This window comes from Variovorax sp. 350MFTsu5.1, from assembly GCF_048302515.1.
Classification (GTDB): domain Bacteria; phylum Pseudomonadota; class Gammaproteobacteria; order Burkholderiales; family Burkholderiaceae_C; genus Variovorax; species Variovorax guangxiensis.
The window spans coordinates 2,664,543-2,685,406 of sequence record NZ_CP157620.1 but is presented as its reverse complement, the minus strand read 5'-3'; the positions used below and the strand labels follow the sequence as shown (position 1 = coordinate 2,685,406).

Annotated in this window: 23 protein-coding genes and 1 tRNA gene; 8 read left to right on the top strand and 16 right to left on the bottom strand. The window is 62.7% G+C overall.

The window, feature by feature from the left end:
• Positions 1-3: 3 nt before the first annotated feature.
• The 4 genes from ABL843_RS12075 to ABL843_RS12060 all read left to right on the top strand — a co-directional run bounded on the left by ABL843_RS12075 (position 4) and on the right by ABL843_RS12060 (position 2,515).
• Complete coding sequence (locus ABL843_RS12075) at positions 4-1,035, top strand: YqaJ viral recombinase family protein (RefSeq protein WP_418120013.1); 1,032 nt, start codon at positions 4-6, stop codon at positions 1,033-1,035.
• Positions 1,036-1,048: 13 nt separating this feature from the next.
• Positions 1,049-1,183 carry a hypothetical protein gene (locus ABL843_RS12070; RefSeq protein ID WP_418120012.1) on the top strand — a complete coding sequence of 45 codons (135 nt, stop codon included), beginning with the start codon at positions 1,049-1,051 and terminating at the stop codon, positions 1,181-1,183.
• A gap of 152 nt (positions 1,184-1,335) precedes the next feature.
• Complete coding sequence (locus ABL843_RS12065) at positions 1,336-1,566, top strand: hypothetical protein (protein ID WP_418120011.1); 231 nt, start codon at positions 1,336-1,338, stop codon at positions 1,564-1,566.
• A 40-nt stretch (positions 1,567-1,606) separates the two neighbouring features.
• The gene (locus tag ABL843_RS12060; protein ID WP_418120010.1) at positions 1,607-2,515 is read left to right on the top strand and encodes a hydrolase or metal-binding protein; all 909 of its coding nucleotides are present in this window, start codon (positions 1,607-1,609) and stop codon (positions 2,513-2,515) included.
• A gap of 87 nt (positions 2,516-2,602) precedes the next feature.
• On the opposite strand, the gene ABL843_RS12055 is transcribed toward ABL843_RS12060, so the two are convergent.
• Entirely contained in the window at positions 2,603-2,911 is a 309-nt protein-coding gene (locus tag ABL843_RS12055) for a helix-turn-helix domain-containing protein (RefSeq protein WP_418120009.1), read from the bottom strand.
• A 128-nt stretch (positions 2,912-3,039) separates the two neighbouring features.
• On the opposite strand from ABL843_RS12055, the gene ABL843_RS12050 reads away from it, so the two are divergent.
• The 3 genes from ABL843_RS12050 to ABL843_RS12040 all read left to right on the top strand — a co-directional run bounded on the left by ABL843_RS12050 (position 3,040) and on the right by ABL843_RS12040 (position 4,939).
• On the top strand, positions 3,040-3,411 hold the full coding sequence (locus ABL843_RS12050) for a hypothetical protein (protein ID WP_418120008.1): 372 nt from the start codon (positions 3,040-3,042) through the stop codon (positions 3,409-3,411).
• Between the two features lie 63 nt (positions 3,412-3,474).
• The gene (locus tag ABL843_RS12045) at positions 3,475-3,885 is read left to right on the top strand and encodes a hypothetical protein (protein WP_418120007.1); all 411 of its coding nucleotides are present in this window, start codon (positions 3,475-3,477) and stop codon (positions 3,883-3,885) included.
• A 70-nt stretch (positions 3,886-3,955) separates the two neighbouring features.
• Positions 3,956-4,939, top strand: a complete 984-nt coding sequence (locus ABL843_RS12040) for a hypothetical protein (RefSeq protein WP_418120006.1) — start codon at positions 3,956-3,958, stop codon at positions 4,937-4,939.
• A gap of 143 nt (positions 4,940-5,082) precedes the next feature.
• On the opposite strand, the gene ABL843_RS12035 is transcribed toward ABL843_RS12040, so the two are convergent.
• From ABL843_RS12035 to ABL843_RS11970, 14 genes are all read right to left on the bottom strand, one after another.
• Positions 5,083-5,229 carry a hypothetical protein gene (locus tag ABL843_RS12035; RefSeq protein WP_418120005.1) on the bottom strand — a complete coding sequence of 49 codons (147 nt, stop codon included), beginning with the start codon at positions 5,227-5,229 and terminating at the stop codon, positions 5,083-5,085.
• A 232-nt stretch (positions 5,230-5,461) separates the two neighbouring features.
• The gene (locus tag ABL843_RS12030) at positions 5,462-6,598 is read right to left on the bottom strand and encodes a YagK/YfjJ domain-containing protein (protein ID WP_418120004.1); all 1,137 of its coding nucleotides are present in this window, start codon (positions 6,596-6,598) and stop codon (positions 5,462-5,464) included.
• A gap of 465 nt (positions 6,599-7,063) precedes the next feature.
• Positions 7,064-7,417 carry a helix-turn-helix transcriptional regulator gene (locus ABL843_RS12025; protein ID WP_418120003.1) on the bottom strand — a complete coding sequence of 118 codons (354 nt, stop codon included), beginning with the start codon at positions 7,415-7,417 and terminating at the stop codon, positions 7,064-7,066.
• 539 nt (positions 7,418-7,956) lie between these two features.
• Positions 7,957-9,381, bottom strand: a complete 1,425-nt coding sequence (locus ABL843_RS12020) for a tyrosine-type recombinase/integrase (RefSeq protein WP_418120002.1) — start codon at positions 9,379-9,381, stop codon at positions 7,957-7,959.
• A gap of 192 nt (positions 9,382-9,573) precedes the next feature.
• A tRNA-Pro gene (locus ABL843_RS12015) sits at positions 9,574-9,650 on the bottom strand.
• 26 nt (positions 9,651-9,676) lie between these two features.
• On the bottom strand, positions 9,677-10,135 hold the full coding sequence (locus ABL843_RS12010) for a MerR family transcriptional regulator (protein WP_184641898.1): 459 nt from the start codon (positions 10,133-10,135) through the stop codon (positions 9,677-9,679).
• 65 nt (positions 10,136-10,200) lie between these two features.
• Positions 10,201-10,572: an integration host factor subunit alpha gene (locus ABL843_RS12005; RefSeq protein ID WP_126018443.1), complete on the bottom strand. Its 372-nt coding sequence runs from the start codon at positions 10,570-10,572 to the stop codon at positions 10,201-10,203.
• A gap of 5 nt (positions 10,573-10,577) precedes the next feature.
• Positions 10,578-13,019, bottom strand: a complete 2,442-nt coding sequence (gene pheT / locus ABL843_RS12000) for a phenylalanine--tRNA ligase subunit beta (protein WP_418120001.1) — start codon at positions 13,017-13,019, stop codon at positions 10,578-10,580.
• A 45-nt stretch (positions 13,020-13,064) separates the two neighbouring features.
• Complete coding sequence (gene pheS / locus ABL843_RS11995; RefSeq protein ID WP_418120000.1) at positions 13,065-14,141, bottom strand: phenylalanine--tRNA ligase subunit alpha; 1,077 nt, start codon at positions 14,139-14,141, stop codon at positions 13,065-13,067.
• A gap of 112 nt (positions 14,142-14,253) precedes the next feature.
• Positions 14,254-14,613, bottom strand: coding sequence for a 50S ribosomal protein L20 (gene rplT / locus ABL843_RS11990; RefSeq protein WP_007832499.1), 360 nt, complete (start codon positions 14,611-14,613; stop codon positions 14,254-14,256).
• Positions 14,614-14,637: 24 nt separating this feature from the next.
• On the bottom strand, positions 14,638-14,841 hold the full coding sequence (gene rpmI / locus ABL843_RS11985; RefSeq protein ID WP_007832497.1) for a 50S ribosomal protein L35: 204 nt from the start codon (positions 14,839-14,841) through the stop codon (positions 14,638-14,640).
• Between the two features lie 165 nt (positions 14,842-15,006).
• On the bottom strand, positions 15,007-15,636 hold the full coding sequence (infC, locus tag ABL843_RS11980; RefSeq protein WP_126018435.1) for a translation initiation factor IF-3: 630 nt from the start codon (positions 15,634-15,636) through the stop codon (positions 15,007-15,009).
• 101 nt (positions 15,637-15,737) lie between these two features.
• Positions 15,738-17,645, bottom strand: a complete 1,908-nt coding sequence (gene thrS / locus ABL843_RS11975) for a threonine--tRNA ligase (RefSeq protein WP_418119999.1) — start codon at positions 17,643-17,645, stop codon at positions 15,738-15,740.
• A 221-nt stretch (positions 17,646-17,866) separates the two neighbouring features.
• Positions 17,867-18,178, bottom strand: a complete 312-nt coding sequence (locus tag ABL843_RS11970) for a putative quinol monooxygenase (RefSeq protein ID WP_369658595.1) — start codon at positions 18,176-18,178, stop codon at positions 17,867-17,869.
• 118 nt (positions 18,179-18,296) lie between these two features.
• Here ABL843_RS11970 and ABL843_RS11965 point away from each other — a divergent pair, with 118 nt between their 5' ends.
• The gene (locus ABL843_RS11965; protein WP_418119998.1) at positions 18,297-19,259 is read left to right on the top strand and encodes a GlxA family transcriptional regulator; all 963 of its coding nucleotides are present in this window, start codon (positions 18,297-18,299) and stop codon (positions 19,257-19,259) included.
• 73 nt (positions 19,260-19,332) lie between these two features.
• On the opposite strand, the gene aceA is transcribed toward ABL843_RS11965, so the two are convergent.
• A complete protein-coding gene (aceA, locus tag ABL843_RS11960) occupies positions 19,333-20,664 on the bottom strand; it encodes an isocitrate lyase (protein WP_418119997.1) in 1,332 nt (443 codons plus the stop codon).
• Between the last annotated feature and the right edge of the window lie 200 nt (positions 20,665-20,864).

Genomic DNA, 20,864 nt, shown 5'->3' with positions numbered 1-20,864 from the left:
GCCATGGCGGAACCTCAGGCGGCGGGGGCTTCCCCCGCCAAACACCGGCCAGCGTTGAAGCTGGTCAAGACGCAGGACCTCAGCCGCGATCAATGGCTGGCCGTGCGCCAGGGCGGCATCGGCAGCTCGGACGCGGGTGCAGCCGTCGGTCTTCACCCCTACAAGTCGCCCCTGCAGCTCTGGATGGAAAAGACCGGGCGGGATGCCAATCTGCCCCAGACCGATCCGAACGACGAGACCAGCCCGATGTACTGGGGCACGCTGCTCGAACCCATCGTGGCGGCGCACTACACCCGGCGCACAGGGTTGCGGGTGCGCCGCATCAACGCGGTGCTACAGCACTCCCGACATCCCTGGATGCTGGCGAACATCGATCGGGAAGTCGTCGGCGCGCCGGATGTGCAGATCCTGGAATGCAAGACGGCCGGCTACCACGGCGCCCGGCTGTGGGAGGACGGCGTGCCCGAATACGCCCAGCTGCAGGTCATGCACCAGCTCGCCGTCACGGGCAAGCGCGCGGCGGATGTGGCGGTGCTGGTCTGCGGCCAGGAGTTGCGCATCTACCGGATCGAGCGAGACGAGACCATGATTGCCCAGCTCATCGAGCTGGAGCGGCGGTTCTGGCATTTCGTGGAAACCGATACGGCACCGCCGGCCGACGGCTCGGAGTCGGCTAATGTGGCTTTGCGCGCGCTCTGGCCCCGGGATAACGGAGAGGTGCTGGATCTCACGGGCGACATGGCGATGTCGTCGGCGTTTTCCGATCTGCTGGCGCTGCGCCAGGTGCTGGCCGACGCAACGGCCCGCGAAGCGCAAGTCAAGCAACGCATTCAGCAGCGCATGGGCGAGGCGACCGCCGCACTTTTCGATGCGGGCGAAGTGCGCTGGAAGCGCAGCAAGGATTCCACGGCCGTGGACATCGATCGCCTTCTGGCGGCTCAGCCCGAGCTTGCGAGTGCATACGGCATACCCCGCCCTGGATCGCGGCGGTTCACGGTCAAGACGCACGAATCGGCGGCGGCGGCCGATGAATAGGGAAGGTGCGGCCATGAACATCTTCTTCGGCCCGATCGAGTACCTCACGGCCTTCGCGCTGGTGCTCGCCACGGGGATCCTCTTTGGCTTCGGCCTCGGGTGGCACTTCCGGGGCTACTTCCACGCGTATTCGCGCGCACGTCACTGACGCCGATCGGCGCCCGCACCGCCGGTTCCTCACATCGCCATCGAGTCGGCCGGCTTGATGGCCCCGCCCCGTGTCCGCAGGGGTTTCACGGCGGCCCGCCCCATGCGGATTGAAGGGGTGGGCTTGTCACAGAGATTTTCGGAGGCCTTGTCATGGACCTTCATTCCCAACGACTGACCAACGTCGAGTTCGTCACCGACTTGATGGAGCACTCGGCGTACGGAGCGCTGATTCAGGCCTTCGTGCTCCAGGCGCTCGGTCAGTACGCGAAGACGGTTGCGGCTGCGAGCCCACAGGGGCTGGACACCAGCCTTGTGAGCGGTCACGCCTGGCACGGCTGCGCGATCGAAGTGCAGACAAAGCTCGCGCGATGGCTCGACTGACCGCCGCGCACTCATCCATTCATTTTTCAAGGAGAGCAGCATGCTCAAAGGACTGGCGCTCACGCCACCGGTAATCGGACGGATTTCGATTGGAAAGGTTGTCGAGAAGGACGGGCGGCGCCTGCCTGAGAAGGACGATGGGTTCACCATCACCAGCCAGGTACAAGGACGCGACGGCTGGATCAACCATCCGCTGGACGAGGTGTTGCGCAAGACGCCCGGCGCCAAGCTGCGCAGCATCCCCGTTCGGCTGCTTTTCGACGATCCGGAGCTGAGCCTGCGCGCCAACTACAGCTTGTTCGACCGAAAGACGGGACGGCCATTGTGCGTGGGCAACGGCGAGACATGCCGGCGCTCGACGCCGGAAGGCATCCAGCACCTGCCTTGCCCGGCGCCGGAGGGATGTGAGTTGGCCCGAGGCGGGCAATGCAAGCCCTGCGGGCGGCTGAACGTGCGCATTGATCATGCGGCAGCGGGCGACGAACTCGGCAGCTTCCTGTTCCGCACGACCGGTTTCAACAGCATCCGCACTCTATCGGCGCGGTTGCGGTACTTCCATGCCGTGTCCGGTGGGCTGTTGTCCACCTTGCCGCTGGAGCTTCGGCTGCGCGGGAAGTCGACCACGCAATCGCACCGCGCGCCGATCTACTACGTGGATTTGACCGTGCGCGAGGGAATGTCGCTGGCCGAGGCCGGAAATGCTGCACGAGCGGAGCAAGACGCCCGCAAGGCATCTGGCTTCGATCAGGCCGCCCTGGACGAAGCTGCACGGCAGGGCTTCGCGCAGGGGGCATTCGAGGAATCCGAAGAAGACGGAGTTGCTGTCGTCGAGGAGTTTTACCCTGACAGCACCGGGGTGGGATCGTTCAAGCGTCCATCCGGTACGGATGAGAAGATGGACTTGGCCACCAAGCTGAAGCAGAAGTCCCAAGTCCCCCAGTCTGTGTAGATGCGCCAATGCGCTTCCTCCTTGTGAGGCAGTGCAGTGATCGAATCGATGCGATGGGCAAACCGGGCCATCGACACCAGCACACGCTTACTTTGGGTTCACCAGGTCCTGTACCGAGCGCAGAACCTGCTCACGCAGCCGCACCTCCAGGCGGTGATAAAGCCGCAAAAGCTCCGCCTCATCCTCGTCTGCAGCCCAAAAATACGACAGCGGCACATCAAGGACTTTTGCCAAATGCGTGGACGTCAGGGCGTCCGGTGTGTGCTTGCCGCGCTCGTACTGATTGATGCGGGCACTGGCAGAAAACTCCTCCACACCAGCCTCTATGCCCAGTCGCTCCTGGGACAAGTTGCTGCGCAGTCGTGCAGCTTTGAGCCGCCGGGCGAACAGGGGCAACGCAGGGTCAATCTGAGCACGGCTGGCACGCGGCATCCTCAGATAGTCTGAGTTTTGGCGTATTCTTATGCTAAGGATTCCTTAGCCTCAGTTGGGCGAGATGCCCTCTCAGTTTTCAAACCTCAACCATGAATATCCACTTCACCAAGAACAACCAGACCCGCTTCGTCAAGCACGGCTTTTCGTGGCAGATTTTCTTTTTCGGTCCGATCGCGTTCGCCATGCGCAGCCAGTTCCTACTGGCCGCTGCATGCGCGGGGGCCATGTATGCCGCCTACATGCTCACGGGCTTCATCACCATCGTGGTCTTCGACCTGAGCGATGAGGTTGCGCGCGTGCTCGCAATCGCGGCCGCATGCAGTCTCGTGGGCTACTTCGGGAACCGCTTCTCCGCGCGCAGCTACGTGAAGAATGGCTGGAAGCCTGTCGCTGACTTTCCGGCCGACTGGAACACCCCGCAGCTGATTCCGCCCAACGCCACCGACACCAAGCTCGGCTGAGTGACCACGGCCGGCTCAGCCCGGCCTGCTTCCATCCCATACCCACCTTTCACAAGGCTTGATATGAAAACCATGCTCGGCGCCGCCTTTGCGATGCTCACCGCCATCGTCCTGACCCCCTTGGCTCTTGCCAACGGGATCGATCCGCTCATCAACCCCGATGCTGTGAGGCATCAGATCGATCGCTCCGCCATGGAAATCCAGATCCAGGGCTGGAGCCGCGATCTCAAGTACCCGGTCTACCCCATCCGGGTCCAAGCCGGTGCCGGCGGCGTGTACTACACGACCACTGAACGCGTGCAGCCATACAAGGAGTTCGACTTCGACGAACTGCGCTGCGAAATCGGTGATGCCGATCGCGCGGTACTGAAGACCCCCGGCTACGCCTGCGCTGACGGCGTGTGCATGACCAAGGAGGGGGCCGTGCTCGGCACCGACCCGCGTCGCCCACGAAATCTCAAGCACCGCTGCTAGGCGCACCGGGGGCGCGCAGCCCCGCGAGCGCCCGGACTCATACCAACGACACCCACATCTTTTTACTCACATGAAATCGATCAGAGCAGCAACGCTCATTCTTCTCGGCGTCCTTTGCGCCGCACTGTCGGCTTGCACCGACTCCAACATCACGGCCGTCAAGAATGGCTCACTGGCTCGCAGTGACTTCACTTTCGGTGAAGCGCTGGACGACGCCAAGGGCTGCAAGGACACCGCGTGGGAGCGCCACGACGACGGGAACGGCCGACCCGTGGTGACCTACATCTGCACGGCGCAAGTCTTCGATGACATCACGCAGGAAGCCAGGAAGAAGAGCCTGGCCGACCTGGAGATCGTCACCCGGGAAAAGGCAAGCGCATACCCGGAAATGATCACCGCGCTTGAGCAAAAGCTGACGGCCGCCAAGGCCTCAGGCGATGGCGTGAGCCTGGAGCAGAAGCAAAAGCTCGAGGCGGCAGCCAAAGCCTTGCAGGCCTATCAGGCGGAGGTCGATGAGGTGTTGAAAAGTCCCATCGACAATGCGTACTGGAAACGCACGGCCCAACAACAATTGGCTCAGATGCAGCAGCGGTACGAGGAGCTGAAAGCCCAGATCGAAAAAGAAGCGCCGACCAACCAGCTACAGGCCGAAGGCGCGATCGCCAAGGCCCAGCAGGAACTGGATAGCGCCCTCTCCTGGGAGAAGAAGTACGTCGACGCGGTGAAGACGACCCGGAGCAGTGTCGAGAAGGAGATCGGCGACCACTATGGGCGAGCTCACACATTCAAATTGCGGATCCAGTTTGCCGTCCCGAACAAGTCGGCCATCACGCCGTCGGCAATCGAGTGGCTTCTGGACGACCGCCCCGTTGCCGCTAGCATCCTGATGCCTTCGTTTCTCTATGACCCGAAGGCAATGGAAGCTTCGCTTCGGGATATTTTCAAGGACAAGGTCTCGATCGATGCTCGAGGCCGATACCAAGAGGCCTTTCCGATCGAGTGCTACTACCGCTGGTCCGACCCGACCACCGGCTGCGCGGTCAAGGCGAAATAAAAAAGAGGACCGCGGGGTCCTCTTTTTTTTGTTGTGTGATGCGTGTATTGCGGTCGCTGTGCAGTGTTTGCAGAAGATATGCAGAGCATCGAGCCGATGCCTTGCAAGGGAGAAGCAACCGCCTTGTGTGAGGAGGCCTTTTGTTACTTCGTGGGAACCACGGCACCGCCGGTTGAAGGCGGATTTTTCTTCTCTTTTTCTTGTTGACGGCGGAAGTACTCCCTGACTGCACGATCCGTGTCTGCTTGGGCGGCTTCCACTGCTTCATCCATTTGCTTGGGCGACAACATGTTTGATTTCCTTGGAGTTGCAAACATGCTCATGATACTGGTGCAGTCGCCCCCTCGCCGCGGATCACAATTCAAGCCAACTTATCAACCGTTCGCAGATGGCCGATGGCTCTGCCAACGCCGCCAACCGGCTCGATGCGGTGCATGCTCAGAGCGGCTCATCGTGCGGCCGGTCAACGACCCCGAGGGCATCAACAGACTCAACTGTTAATGCCCTCGGGCTCCTTGCCCCTTAGCCTGCGGGGTTCGCGCCCTTGTTCAGCGCCAGCGCAGCGACAGTATTGCGCGGACGACCGCGGCGAACCGCAGCCACCTTCGGCATCTCCCCGCGACCCAGCGTACGCGTCTTCAGCAGGATCCTCGACATCAAGTATTGCTCGACCTTCGTCAAGTAGCTGATCGCGTCCATGAGGATGGCACGCTTGGCGTGGTCATCATGGCGCACCATGCCGATGCCGCAGTTCTTGTAGCGATTGAATTTGTCGCGGTTGCAGTTGAAGCCCGTGCCACGGCCATCGGCAATGTCGTCGACCCAGTACTTGCAGAACTGGTCAGCGTAGTACTCGTCCTTCTCGACTTGGTTGCCGTCAAGCAAGAGGCACAGGTGGTAGTGCGGGCCGCGGTGCACGCCTTCCTCCAGCTTCCAGATGTAGCCGACCACGTGCTTGAAGAGCTCGTTGCTGCGGCGATTGTTCAGGAAGCGCTGCAGATGAGCCTGGACTTCCTCCAGGCTCATCGACTTGGCATCCTTCATGCGGTAGCCCACGTCGATGCGGATGACCAGCAGCTTGCTGTACACCTCAAAGAGCGCATCGATATATTTCTTCAGGCTTTCGAAGTTGCGACGCGAGTTCTGCTTGCGGCGGCTCACGCGCTTGCGGAAGAAGGCCGAGCGACTCTTGCGCCGAAGCAGCTCCAAGAACTCGTCGAAGTGCTGCCCGGCGTGCTTGCCGGTCTCGAGGAAGAACCGTCCCGGATCACCCCCCAGCTGGCCTTGCCCCCAGCCCAACTCGTCGATGCACTCGAAGAACAGCATCGCATTGTCGCTGTAAATGAAGTGCTCGGATCGGGCAGAAAGGAAGCCGGGGAGCTTGTAGAAGAACTGAGCAAACTCGCCTTCGAGGACTTGGACGTCACCATTGACCTGCGTGACGAAAGCAAAGGCCGAGCCGTCGGTCTGGGCAACTATGCCGACGAATTCGTCAATCGCAGCGATATGCACCGAGATCGGCTGACCAACATGAGTGATGTTCTGTCCCTCGAGGGTCGTGCGATGGATTTTCGAATCGATTAGCAGCTGGTTGTACATCTCCTTTGACGAGAGATGCGTATGTGGGATTTCCGGTTTGGTTTTGAGTTTGGGGTACATGATGTTCCGATAGTTTCTGATGAGGGATTTGCAGTTCTCCGAACTGGTGAAAAGCTTGGCGATCGGAGTTCAGGCCATCATGGTTGCGACTGCAAAGGTCGAATGCTTATGGCGATTCTTTACCTCACTGCCATCGAACCGCACTATCGCAATGCAATTGCAATAATATTAATAACCTAAATCCTCGATCCGGCGACTGCCGGCATCAATGAAATCTGAATGCCGGTGATCGCGGCGAAATGAGGCAATCTCGCCATCATTCCAACATACGAAGTAATGCGTCGGAAAAGGTCATTCCTGACGCGTGTGCGCTCAACGAAGGCAGTGTCGTTGTCTCAACGCGTCCAGCGAATCAACGAACACCTAACTACGCGAGCTATTCACCGAACTTGTGTTCAGATCGCCTTACTTGCGCCTTGCACACCCCTTCCGAGGTCCACGAGGCGCATATCCTTTTACAGGTGTCTAGCGCTCCGCTAATGGTGGCTGGCGGTTGGCGGCGATCATGACTTCGAGGAACGCATCGATCTCATGACGCAACCAGTAAACACGACGGCCAATACGGATAGGCTTGGGCATCAGCGGCTCGTACGAACCGCTCTTCGGATTGAGCATGTCGTAGATTCCCGCGCGGCTGCGCGCAATTTTTTGCGACACCCCTTTGATGGGCAGCAGAAAGATCTGCGGCTTTTCCACCTTCTCCAGGAGTCGACTGAAGTCGACGCCAACGAGCGACAGGTGGTTGGTATTGCCGGAGCTTGGAAGAAGCTCATGATTCACAGCTCGACAAGCCGAGCCGAATTTCTCGGAAGTTAACATTTAAATTTCCAGGTTGGACCGCATGGACCCGAAGTTTTCGAAAAACTTCAGGACGAACCAAGCAATTGAACCGTTGCAATCAGCCGAGAAGGCTGCGAACGGCCCGCTGCCACCGCGTGGTGCTTGCTCGATATGCACACCGCGCTACCTGTGTATAAGAGAACTCAGGCTGAGTCGCCTTAGAGTTCCCCGTCCCTGGCAACTCTGAAAAGAGTGCGGGGACTGTAGTAAGGAGAGATATCAACAAGGGCCGTCGTTACCCTTGTCGTCTAACCCCAGCTGCGTGAGCTGGACAAGATCTCGTTGTGAAGAGATTCTATCCGAGAACGTCCTGTTTGTGCACGAATTACGGGTGCACGGCTCTGCTGCTGGTCTTAGCCTCTTGCGTACGCCAAGCAATCACCCGCCAACCTCCCTATCCGAAGGACGGCATAAAGACGGCTAAAGCCGTCCTGCACAAATGAACAAATACAGCATAGTTCTACATGGCTTGGCCCACCACGGTTAGTGAGCGGCTCTCCGTGATTGCCTGGAAAAATCTACCTCGTCTGACTTGTGCGAGAGACGAAGAGTTCCGCCATGCTTTCTCCACCTTCGCGTTTCTTGATCGGTTGCACAGCCCTCCTGGCCCCCTCAGGCGAGCGATCCACCCCATCTGCATCGCTCAAGAAATCACGCATCAGACTCGCCATACTCTCGCGGTTTTCCGCCTTTGGGGGGCGTGGCGCGAGCGCTTCAGCGGGTGCAAGTTTCGGCCCCCGCAACCCGTCGAGGTAATCCGCCCACCGCTGCATCATCTGCACACGTTGCTTGAAATACTGCGTGCGGTTGTAGGCGCGCCCATTGGCGTCTTTGACGGCATGCGCCAGTTGGGCCTCAATCACCAAGGGATCGACCTCCAAGACCTCGGCCAGCAGAGTTCGTGCCGTCGCCCTGAAGCCGTGAACGGTCTGCACGGTGGGGCCGTATCCAAGCGTCAGAAGCGCTGCGCGCAGGGTGTTGTCCGAGATGGGCCTGTCATGACTGCGCTCGCCAGGGAAGACAAGCGTGCCGTGCCCCGTGAGGGGATACAGCTTGCGCAGCAGTTCTACGGCTTGTGTCGGGAGCGGGACCAGATGGGGATCGCCGTTTTCCTTGCCCTCGATGCGCCGCTTCATGCGCGCGGCTGGCACCGTCCATAACGCGTTGTCCAGGTCGATTTCCGACCAGGCTGCGCCCCTCAGTTCGTTGGGGCGCTGAAAGAGCATGGGGGCCAACTGCAAGGCGGTACGCACGATGTGACCGCCTTGGTAAGCTCGGATGACGCGCATCAGTTCGCCCAGCTTGGTGGGCTCCGTGATCGCTGCAAAGTGCCGCTTCTTGTGGGGCGTCAGCGCGCCCTTGAGGTCGGCCGTAATGTCACGTGGCGCTCGCGCAGTCGCCACGGCGTAGCGCCAGACCGCACGTGACGTCATAAGCACGCGGCCGGCCACGTCGAGGGCGCCGCGCTCCTCAACGCGACGTAGTGCCGCCAACAACTCGATGGGTTCGATCTCGCTGATGCGACGAGCAGCGAAGTGCGGAAACAGATCCTTTTCCAGGTTGCGCTTTTCGCGGATGCTGTAATGGCCGCTCCAGCGCGTATGGTGCTTCTGGTACCACTCGAGGGCCGTCTCACGGAAGGTGTCGCCGGTGGTCACGGCGGCTTTGAGCTTGACGACCTGGCGAGCCTGTATCGGGTTGATCCCGGAGGCTTTCTGCGCCTTGGCAGCGTCGCGTGCCTTTCGAGCTGCGGCAAGGGTCACGCCGGGATAGGTGCCCAAGGCAAATTTCTTCTCGACGCCTTCGATTCTGAACTTCCAGAACCATCGGCGAGAACCTGAGGCCGACACCTCAAGATAGAGGCCACCCGAGTCGGCATACCGAGCCTGCTTTCGGTCAGGCGGGCAGGTGGCATTGCGGCACGCGGCATCAGTCAATGGCATGGGAGCGTCGAGGAAATTGGGGGTACAAAAACTACCGCCCTGGGGATTCGCAGGGTTTGAACCCCCACCTGTACCCCCGCTTGGCGCTGGCAGTCACTGGATTTCAGTGTACGTCTCCGGACACGTGTTAGCCGTTTCCCCAATGAAAAAGGGCGTCCGGTGGATAAAACCGGACGCCCTTGGACGTTTTGTTGGTCGGTGTGAAAGGATTCGAACCTTCGACCCCTTGCACCCCATGCAAGTGCGCTACCAGGCTGCGCCACACACCGAAGCTCTCGATTATAGCCTTGGAAATTCAGCGCCCGACGGTCAGCAGCTCACGAATTTCAAATAGTTCGCGACGAAGGTGAAGCAGCTGCGAAAGATCGGCCGTCTGCACGGCTGCGGACGCGGGCGAATCCTCGACGATGGCGGCGTCGAACTCTTCCTGGTCGATCTCGATGGCCTCCACGCCTTCGAGCGGCACTTCGCCCGCCTTGCGGCGGTCGCGCTCGCCCTGCACCAGTTCCTGCAGCTTGTTGCGCGCGCCGCTGATCGTGAAGCCCTGGTCGTAGAGCAGATCGCGGATGCGGCGGATCATGAGCACCTCGTGGTGCTGGTAGTAGCGGCGGTTGCCACGCCGCTTCATCGGGCGCAGCTGCGTGAACTCCTGCTCCCAATAACGCAGCACATGCGGCTTGACGCCGCACAGCTCGCCAACCTCACCGATGGTGAAGTAGCGTTTGACGGGGATCGGAGGGAGCGTTTTCTCCATTGAAATCAAGACTGTGCGCGGGAAACCTCAGAGATTACTCTACGCGGCCGCGCAGCACCAAGCACTTATTCGGAGCCGAGGCTCCACTCGACTTCGGATGTCCCGCCCTGATCGATGCTTCCGTGAATCTGTTCCTTGAGCTTGGCGCTCGCATGGAACGTCGCCACGCGGCGCTCGCCGATCGGAATGGCTTCGCCGGTGCGCGGATTGCGCCCGGGCCGGGGCGCCTTCACGCGGATCTGGAAGTTGCCGAAGCCCGAGATCTTCACGTCCGTGCCTTCGATGAGGCTGTTGGCCACGAGCTCGAAGAACGCCTCGACCATGTCCTTGGACTCACGCTTGTTCAGGCCGATCTGCTCGAACAGCAGGTCGGCGAGATGCGCCTTGGTGAGCGCAGGCGTTTCCAGAGCCTCGAGCGTGAATTCGGCAGCGTTCATTCTCATCACCCCCTCAAGCGGCCGCCGAGCTTGGCGCCCAGTTGTTCGACGATCGCGCGGACAGCGGGCTCGACCTGCTCGTCCGTCAGCGTGGCGCTGTCGCTCTGGAAGCTCAGGCGCACCGCCATGCTCTTCTCGCCCTGCGCCAGCGCGCCGGCCGCGGCCACCGCACCGTCGCGCAGCGGCTGCGGACGGTAGATGTCGAACAGCACGGCGTCGCGCAGCAGGCCCTTGGCCGCTGCGGTGGAGCGGATGGCCTGCATCAGCGCGTCGTGCGTGACGGCCTCGGCCACCACGACGGCGATGTCGCGCTCGACGGCCTGGTGCCTGGGCACCGGCTGCGCCACGGGCACGAGGCGCGCGGTGACGGCGTCGAGGTCGAGTTCGAACAGCACGGGCGCCTGCGAGAAATCCCACTTCTGGCGCCAGCGCGGATGCAGTTCGCCGACGAAGCCGATGGCCTTGCCGTCGACCAGCACGCGTGCCGAGCGGCCCGGGTGCAGGGCCGGATGTTCGGCCGCCTCGAAGACGGGCTGCAGCGGAGCGAGCAGCGCCTCGACGTCGCCTTTCACGTCGTAGAAGTCGATTCGCTCGGGCTTGCCGTCCCAGCGCGCCTCGTCGGCGTCGCCCCATGCGAGGCCCGCCACGCGCATCGGCTGGCTCACGCCGCGCACGGTGCTGTCGGTGGTGACGACGCTGTCGTCGCGCATGAACACGCGCCCCAGCTCGAACACGCGCACGCGCGGCGCCTTGCGGTCGAGGTTGAACTTGAGCACCTGCAGCAGCGACCCCATCAGCGACGAGCGCATCACGCTCATCTGGCTGGCGATGGGGTTCAGCAGCTTCACAGGGTTGGCGTTGCCGGCCAGGTCCTGCTCCCAGTGCGCTTCGACGAAGCTGAAGTTGATCGTTTCCTGGTAACCCAGCGCGGCGATGCTGCGGCGAACCGCGAAGCGGCTGCGCTGCGCCTCGGGACGCACGCGCGCGGTGATGGGCGCGAGCGGCGCGGTGGTCGGCAGGTTGTTGAAGCCGATCAGGCGCGCGACCTCCTCGATCAGGTCTTCCTCGATCAGCAGGTCGAAGCGGTGCGGCGGCGGGGTCACGGTCAGCGTGCCTTCGCCTTCGGTGATGGCGAAGCCGAGGCGGTTCAGCGCCTCGGCGCACTGGGCCTGCGTCAGCGGCATGCCGATCACGCGCGAGGCGCGCGCCACGCGCAGCGTGACGGGCACGGCTTCGGGCACGCTCAGCGTCTGGTCGTCCATGCGGCCGGCCTGGCCGCCGCAGATCTCGGCGATCAGCTGCGTGATGCGCTCGATGATCTGGACCGTGCGGCTCGGATCGACGCCGCGCTCGTAGCGATGTCCCGCGTCGGTCGAGAAGTTGAAGCGGCGCGAACGCCCCTGCACGGCCTCGGGCCACCAGAAGGCGGCTTCGACGTAGATGTTGCGCGTGTCGTCGGACACCGAGGTGGCATCGCCGCCCATGATGCCGGCGAGCGACTCGACCTCGCGGTCGTCGGCGATCACGCCGACCTTGTCGTCGACGGCGATCGTGTTGCCATTGAGCAGCTTCAGCTGCTCGCCCGGCTTGCCCCAGCGCACCGTGAGGCCGCCATGGATCTTGTCGAGGTCGAAGATGTGGCTGGGCTGGCCGTACTCGAACATCACGTAGTTGGAGATGTCGACCAGCGGCGTCACGCTGCGCTGGCCGCAGCGCGCGAGGCGCTCGACCATCCAGGCCGGCGTCCCGACCTTGGTGTTCACGCCGCGCATGATGCGGCCCGAGAAGCGGCCGCAGAGCTCGGGCGCCTCGACCTTCACCGGCAGCACGTCGGCGAACGAGGTGGCGACCGGTGCGATCTCGGGGGTCTTGAGCGGCGCGCCCGTGAGCGCGGCCAGTTCGCGCGCCACGCCATAGACGCTGAGGCCGTGCGCCAGGTTGGGCGTGAGCTTCAGCGTGAGCAGCATGTCGTCGAGCTTGAGCACCTCGCGCACGTCGGCGCCGATGGGCGCGTCGGCGTCGAGCTCGAGCAGGCCGCCGTGGTCTTCACTCAACTGCAGTTCGCGCGCCGAGCACAGCATGCCCTGGCTTTCCACGCCGCGCAGCTTGCCGAGCTTGATGAGAAAGGGCTTGCCGTCCTCACCCGGCGGCAGTTCGGCGCCGACCAGCGCGCACGGCACCTTGATGCCGACACGCGCATTCGGCGCGCCGCACACGATGTTCAGCAGGGCACCCTGCCCCGCATCGACCTGGCACACGCGCAGGCGATCGGCATTCGGGTGCTGCACGGCTTCCTTGATTTCGCCGACCACGATGCGCGTGAAAGGCGGCGCCACCGGACGGCGCTCTTCCACCTCGAAGCCGCCCATGGTGAGCGTTTCGGCCAGTGCGGCGCTGTCGATGGGCGGGTTGCAGAACTCGCGCAGCCAGGATTCCGGGAATTGCATCTCTTCGATCTCGATCTGGTTTTTTCTGTGATGGGGTGCTGCTGCTTACTGGAACTGCGAGAGAAAACGCAGGTCGCCGTCGAAGAAGAGGCGCAGGTCGTTCACGCCATAGCGCAGCATCGTGAGCCGGTCGGGGCCCATGCCAAAGGCGAAGCCGATGTAGCGCTCGGGGTCGAGGCCCATGTTGCGCACCACGTTCGGATGCACCTGGCCCGAGCCCGACACCTCGAGCCAGCGGCCGGCCAGCGGGCCGCTCGCGAACTGGATGTCGATCTCGGCGCTCGGCTCGGTGAACGGGAAGAAGCTCGGGCGGAAGCGCAGCACGAGGTCGTCGCGCTCGAAGAAGGTGCGGCAGAAGTCGGTGAAGACGACCTTCAGGTCCTTGAAGCTCACGTTCTCGCCGAGCCACAGGCCTTCGCACTGGTGGAACATGGGCGAGTGGGTGGCGTCGCTGTCGACGCGGTAGGTGCGGCCCGGCGCGATCACGCGGATCTCGGGCGCCTTCACGGTGCCGGTGGTGTCGGCCGCGGCAGCCGAGAACTCGGCGGCGTACTTCTTGATGTGCTGATGCGCATAGCGCACCTGCATCGGGCTGGTGTGCGGGCGCAGGTTGTAGGGGATGCCGTCGTCGCCGTTCAGGTCGACGTAGAAGGTGTCCTGCATCGAACGCGCGGGATGGTTCGGCGGGTTGTTGAGCGAGGTGAAGCTGTGCCAGTCGCTCTCGATCTCGGGGCCGTCGGCCACATCGAAGCCCATGCTGGAGAAGATTTCCTCGATGCGCTCCAGGGTGCGGCTCACGGGGTGGAGGCCGCCCGAAATGCGGCGGCGGCCGGGCAGGCTCACGTCGAGCGCCTCGGCGCGCAGTTGCAGCGAGAGTTCTTCGTCGGCCAGCTGCTGGCGGCGGTCGGTCAGCGCGGCTTCGATGGCTTGCTTGGCGACGTTGATGGCGGCGCCGCGGGACTTCTTCTCTTCGACACTCAGCGCGGCCATTCCCTTCATCAGCTCGGTGATGCGGCCCGACTTGCCGAGGAACTGGGCCTTGGCGTTTTCGAGCTCGGCGGGTGTCTTCGCTTCGGCGAAGGCGGCGCGTGCGGTGTCGACCAGGGAGTCCAACTCGTTCATAGCAACAAAAATCTTCGAGGGGAAATAAAAAAGAGCTGGAGCCTTTTCAAGCGCCAGCCCTTGAGCCGTGGGCGCAGGAAGCTGCCCGAAGGCAGCGCCCCGCTGTGCAGAATCAAGCAGCCAGCTTGGCCTTGACCTGCTCCACGATGCCGGCAAAAGCGGCCTTGTCGTGCACGGCGATGTCCGCAAGCATCTTGCGGTCGATCTCGATACCGGCCTTGCGGATGCCGTTGGCGAACTGGCTGTAGGTCAGGCCCAGTTCACGCGAGGCGGCGTTGATACGCGCAATCCACAGCTGACGGAACACGCGCTTCTTGGTACGGCGGTCACGGTAGGCGTATTGGCCTGCCTTCATCACCGCCTGTTTGGCGACGCGGAAGACATTGCCGCGGCGACCGCGGAAACCCTTGGCGAGTGCGAGAACTTTCTTGTGGCGGGCGCGAGCCGTTACACCACGTTTGACGCGAGGCATGTGTGTACTCCTTGTTCGTCTGAGTTAGATGCCACGGCCGGGCAGCATGGCGGCGACAGAAACCATGTTGGTTTCATGCACAGCGACTGCACCACGCAGGTGACGCTTGTTCTTGGTGGTCTTCTTCGTCAGGATGTGACGCTTGAAGGCTTGACCGCGCTTGACGGTGCCACCGGGACGAACGCGGAAACGTTTTTTCGCGCTGCTCTTGGTCTTCATTTTGGGCATGTGAATGCTCCTTTAGTTTGTGCTCGTGAGGCGCCATGGATGCTCCACGGACTTGTTGGCCCCGAGACACTTCTTCATCCCGCCCTCGCCTGCATTTCTTTCGAAATGCGGGCAATGGCGAAATCCCTTCAAAACCTCTCTAACGCGGCTCCAGCCTTCGGCCCGTCAGGCCGCAGCGGGCGTCGCTGCCGGAGCGGCGCCGGCATCGGCTGCCGGCTTCTGCTGCCCACCGCCGCCGGGCTTCTTGCGGCCCGGCGCGATCATCATGATCATCTGCCGGCCTTCGAGCTTCGGAAACTGCTCGACGATGATCGAGTCGCCCAGCTCGTCGCGGATGCGCTGCAGCAGGGCCAGGCCGAGTTCCTGGTGCGTGATCTCGCGGCCGCGGAAGCGAAGCGTGATCTTGCACTTGTCACCCTCATCAAGAAAGCGCCGGATGTTGCGCATCTTGATGTTGTAGTCGCCATCGTCGGTACCGGGCCGGAACTTGATTTCCTTGACCTCGATGACCTTCTGCTTCGACTTCGCCTCGGCCGCCTTCTTCTGCTCGTGGTACTTGAACTTGCCGTACTCGATCAGGCGGCACACGGGCGGGTTGGCCGCCGCGACGACCTCCACCAGGTCCACGTCCTGCTCACCGGCAAGGCGTAGAGCCTCTGCAAGACTCACGACACCCAATTGCTCGTTATCCGGGCCGATCAGGCGGACTTCCGGGGCCATGATTTCCCGGTTCAGGCGGTGTTGGCGTTCCTCGCGGTGGCGGCGGTCGCGGAATGCAGTAGCGATGGTCAGAATCCTTCAAAGTTTGCTACAAAATCTGTAGCGAACGCCGCTCAGCCCTCGCGGACAAGCGGCACGATTTGGCAGGGAAACATGTGGGGTGTTTCGAGGACAAATCAACGCTTGTCGGCAACATCCTGAACGAGCCGCTGCACGAACGATTCGAGGGACATTGCACCGAGGTCTTGATTGCCCCGGGCGCGCACTGCGACGGCACCTGCTTCCTTTTCCTTGTCGCCCACGACAACGATGTAAGGGAGCTTTTGCAACGAATGCTTCCGTATTTTATACGTAATCTTTTCGTTGTGCAGGTCGAGCTGGACCCTAAGCCCTTGATTTTGCAGCGTTTTCGCAACTTCAGCAGCGTAATCCGCCTGCCCTTCGCTGATATTCAGCACCGCAACCTGCACCGGCGCGAGCCATGCGGGCATTGCGCCGGAGTGGTGTTCGATCAGCATGCCGATGAAGCGCTCCAGGCTGCCGACGATGGCGCGATGCAGCATCACGGGGTGCGCGCGACCGCTCGATTCCGTCACGTATTCGCCGCCAAGACGCTCGGCCGTGTTGAAGTCGACCTGCATCGTGCCGCACTGCCACTGGCGGCCGATGGCATCGCGCAGCGTGTACTCGATCTTCGGGCCGTAGAAGGCTCCATCGCCCGGCGCGATGACGAAGTCGACGCCCGACCGGCGCAGCGACTCCATCACCGCATGCTCGGCCTTGTCCCACAGCTCGTCGGAACCGACGCGGTTCTCCGGACGCGTCGCGACCTTGTAGAGGATGTCCGTGAAGCCGAAGTCGGCGTAGACCTTCTGCAGTTGGGCCGTGTAGGCGATGCATTCGTCGAGGATCTGGTCTTCCGTGCAGAAGATGTGGCCGTCGTCCTGCGTGAAGCCGCGCACGCGCATGATGCCGTGCAGCGCGCCGCTGGGCTCGTTGCGGTGGCACTGGCCGAACTCGCCGTAGCGCAGCGGCAGGTCGCGGTAGCTGCGCAGGTCGCTCTTGAAGATGAGCACGTGGCCCGGGCAGTTCATCGGCTTGAGCGCGTACTCGCGCTTCTCCGACTCCGTCGTGAACATGTTGTCGCGGTAGTTCTGCCAGTGGCCCGTTTTCTCCCACAGGCTCTTGTCGAGGATCTGCGGCCCCTTCACTTCCCAGTAGCCCGTGTCGCGGTAGATGGCACGCATGTACTGCTCCACCACCTGCCAGATCGCCCAGCCCTTCGGGTGCCAGAACACCACGCCCGGCGCCACCTCGTCGATGTGGAACAGGTCGAGCTCCTTGCCGAGCCGGCGGTGGTCGCGCTTCTCGGCTTCCTCGATGCGCTGGATGTACTGGTCGAGCTGCTTCTTGTCGGCCCAGGCCGTGCCGTAGATGCGCTGCAGCTGCTCGTTCTTGGCGTCGCCGCGCCAGTAGGCGCCGGCCAGCTTCGTGAGCTTGAAGACCTTCAGGAAGCGCGTGTTCGGCACGTGTGGGCCGCGGCACATGTCGACGTATTCCTGGTGGTAGTACAGGCCCATGGCCTGCTCGTCGGGCATGTCCTCGACCAGGCGCAGCTTGTAGTCCTCGCCGCGCGACTTGAAGACCTCGATGACCTCGGCGCGCGGCGTCATCTTCTTGATCACGTCGTAGTCCTGCGCGATCAGCTCGCGCATGCGCGCCTCGATGGCGGCCATGTCCTCGGGCGTGAACGGGCGCTCGTAGGCGATGTCGTAGTAGAAGCCCTCGTCGATCACGGGCCCGATCACCATCTTCGCCGTCGGGTAGAGCTGCTTCACCGCGTGGCCGACCAGGTGGGCCGTCGAGTGCCGGATGATCTCCAGGCCCTCTTCGTCCTTGGGCGTGATGATCTGCAGCTTCGCGTCATGGTCGATGACGTCGCTGGCATCGACGAGCTTGCCGTCGACCTTGCCGGCCACCGTCATCTTGGCCAGGCCGGGACCGATGGACTGGGCGACTTCGGCCACCGAGACCGGGCCAGGGAACTCGCGGCGCGAGTTGTCGGGGAGCGTGATCTGGATCATTTTGGGAAAACCTCGGGGAGAAAAACAAAAAAGCGCGGTGGATGACCGCGCTTTGCTTGGTTGTGTAGCTGGCGAAAACCAGCGAGCGCGGGGCTACCGGCCTTTTCCTTCGGTGAAGAAAAAGCCGCCGAAACCTTGCCGGGTAGTTCGCGGTGTCATAACCAAGGTGCCTTTCTCGCTCTTGTTGGAGTGCAGAGCCGGCAATTCTAGCCGCTGCCCGCTCAGGACGCGGCCGCAGTGTTCTTCAGTCCCAACACTTCGATCGGTTCGATCGACGGCGGCGCGGCAAACAGCTCAGGGGCCTTCGCCATCAGCGCCTGGGCGATCGGACCGGTCAGGTGGGCCTGGCGGGCGGCCTCGTTCTCGAAAGCATCGAACACGCCGAAGGTGGTCGGCGACAGGCGCAGCGCAAACCAGATCGGCGTGGTCTTCTCGTCACGGGCCATCCCAAGGCCGGCCTCCAGGAACTTCTCGACATCGCTTTCCTTGCCCGGCTTGGCTTCGAGGCGGGCGAACAGTGCGTACTTGATCATGGGTCAATCTCCTGAGTGTTGAACGGCGCGCGACATTGCGCGGCGTTGGCATGAACTCTAGGCAGCCGCCGCCTCTGTAGCCATTGGCGTTTTTGACATCTTTGATATCGTTATGGCCATGAAACTCGACATACTCGCCCTGGATGGCGTGTTCGACACCGGCCTGTCCACCGTGCTCGATGTATTCACCACCGCCAACGAACTCACAGCCATGCTGCAGCTCGACGTGACGCCCTTCGAAGTCGTGGTGACGGGTGTCCGCAAGCGCGTGCGGACCTCGCAGGGCTTCGCCGTGCCGGTCGCGCGCGCGCTCGGCGCCGGCACGGCCGACTGGCTGATCGTTCCCGCGCTGGGCTGCAAGATGCCCGAAACGCTGGAGCCCGCCCTAGCCCGCCCCGACGTGCGCGACGCCTGCGCCGCACTGCGAGAACGCTCGGATCGAGGCGCCAACGTGGCCGCCGCCTGCATCGGCACCTTCGTGCTCGCAGAGTCGGGCGTGCTCGACCGGCACAAGGCGACCACGACCTGGTGGCTCGCCACGCTGTTCCGCCAGCGCTACCCCGGCGTGCAACTGGAAGACTCGCGCATGCTGGTCAGCTCGGGCCATCTGGTCACCGCCGGCGCCGCACTGAGCCATGTCGACCTGGCACTGTGGATCGTCCGCCAGGCCAGCCCCGAACTCGCCACGCTGGTGGCGCGCTACCTGATCGTCGACTCGCGCCCGTCGCAGTCGGCCTACGTGATCTCCGACCATCTCTCGCACTCCGATCCGCTGGTCGAGCGCTTCGAGCGCTGGGCGCGCGGCCGGCTGGCCGAGGGCTTCTCGCTCGACGAGGCGGCCCTGGCCGCGGGAACAAGCAAGCGCACGCTGGCCCGCCGCATGCAGCAGGTGCTGGGCAAGAGCCCGCTCTCGTACGTGCAGGACCTGCGTGTCGAGCGCGCCGTGCACCTGCTCAAGACCAGCGACAAGAGCCTGGAGCAGATCGCCGGCATGGTCGGCTATGCCGACGGCGTCACGCTGCGCACCCTGCTGCGCCAGCGGCTGGGACGCGGCGTACGCGAAGTGCGGCTCGAGGCCTGACCTCGCTGCAGCGGAAACAAAAAAGCCCGGCACGAGGCCGGGCTGAAAGTGACAGCGAAAACTGTCCGTCGGATCAGTGGAACTGTTCTTCCTCGGTCGAACCCGACAGCGCCTTCACGCTGGAGGAACCGCCCTGGATCACGGTGGTCACGTCGTCGAAGTAACCAGCGCCCACTTCCTGCTGGTGCGACACGAAGGTGTAGCCCTTGTCGCGTGCGGCGAACTCGGGTTCCTGGACCATGTTCACGTAGTGCTTCATGCCTTCGCCGCGAGCGTATGCATGGGCGAACTGGAAGGTGTTGAACCAGTTGACGTGGATGCCGGCCAGCGTGATGAACTGGTACTTGTAGCCCAGCGCCGACAGGTCTTCCTGGAACGAGGCGATCTGCTTGTCGTCGAGGTTCTTCTTCCAGTTGAAGGAAGGCGAGCAGTTGTACGACAGCAGCTTGCCCGGGCAGGCGGCGTGCACGGCCTGCGCGAATTCGCGGGCGAAGCCGATGTCGGGCACGCCGGTCTCGCACCACACCAGGTCGGCGTAGGGGGCGTAGGCCACGCCGCGGCTGATGGCTTGCTCCAGGCCGTTCTTGACGCGGAAGAAACCTTCCTGCGTACGTTCGCCGGTCAGGAACGGCTTGTCGTTGGCGTCGTGGTCGGACGTGATCAGGTTCGCGGCTTCGGCATCGGTGCGGGCCAGGACGATGGTCGGCACGCCCAGCACGTCTGCTGCGAAGCGCGCGGCGATCAGCTTTTCGCACGCTTCCTGCGTCGGCACCAGCACCTTGCCGCCCATGTGGCCGCACTTCTTCACGGCGGCCAGTTGGTCTTCGAAGTGCACGCCGGCGGCACCGGCGGTGATCATGTTCTTCATCAGTTCGAAAGCGTTGAGCACGCCGCCGAAGCCGGCTTCCGCGTCGGCCACGATGGGCAGGAAGTAGTCGATGAATTCCTTGTCGCCCGGGTTGATGCCGCGGCCCCACTGGATCTCGTCGGCACGGCGGAAGGTGTTGTTGATGCGACGGACCATCGTCGGCACCGAGTCGTAGGCATACAGCGACTGGTCGGGGTACATCGTCTCGGAGGTATTGCCGTCGGCGGCGACCTGCCAGCCCGACAGGTACACGGCCTCGAGGCCGGCCTTGGCCTGCTGCATCGCCTGGCCGGCGGAGATCGCGCCGAAGGCGTTCACATAGCCCTTCTTGGCGCCGCCGTTGATCTTGTCCCAGAGCTTCTCGGCACCGCGCTTGGCCAGCGTGTGCTCGATGGGGAACGAACCGCGCAGGCGCACGACGTCAGCCGCGCTGTAGCCGCGCTTGACGCCCTTCCAGCGGGGGTGGGTGGCCCATTCTTTCTCGAGTGCGGCGATCTGCTGTTCGCGGCTCAGTTGTTCTGTGAGGGTCTGGGGCATGGTCACTCCGTGAGGTTGATTGAAGGATTGGCGCTGCGGCCGTGGAGTTACTGTAACTCCACCGCAGACTCTTATGTCTTATAGAAGACATATTTTTTCACCAATAAAATCAACAACTTACGGATATATTTCTCAATGCAGAATCATTTTTCCCATATCGAGAAAAAATATTGCGGCGCAGCAGGCGCGCATTCCGTAAT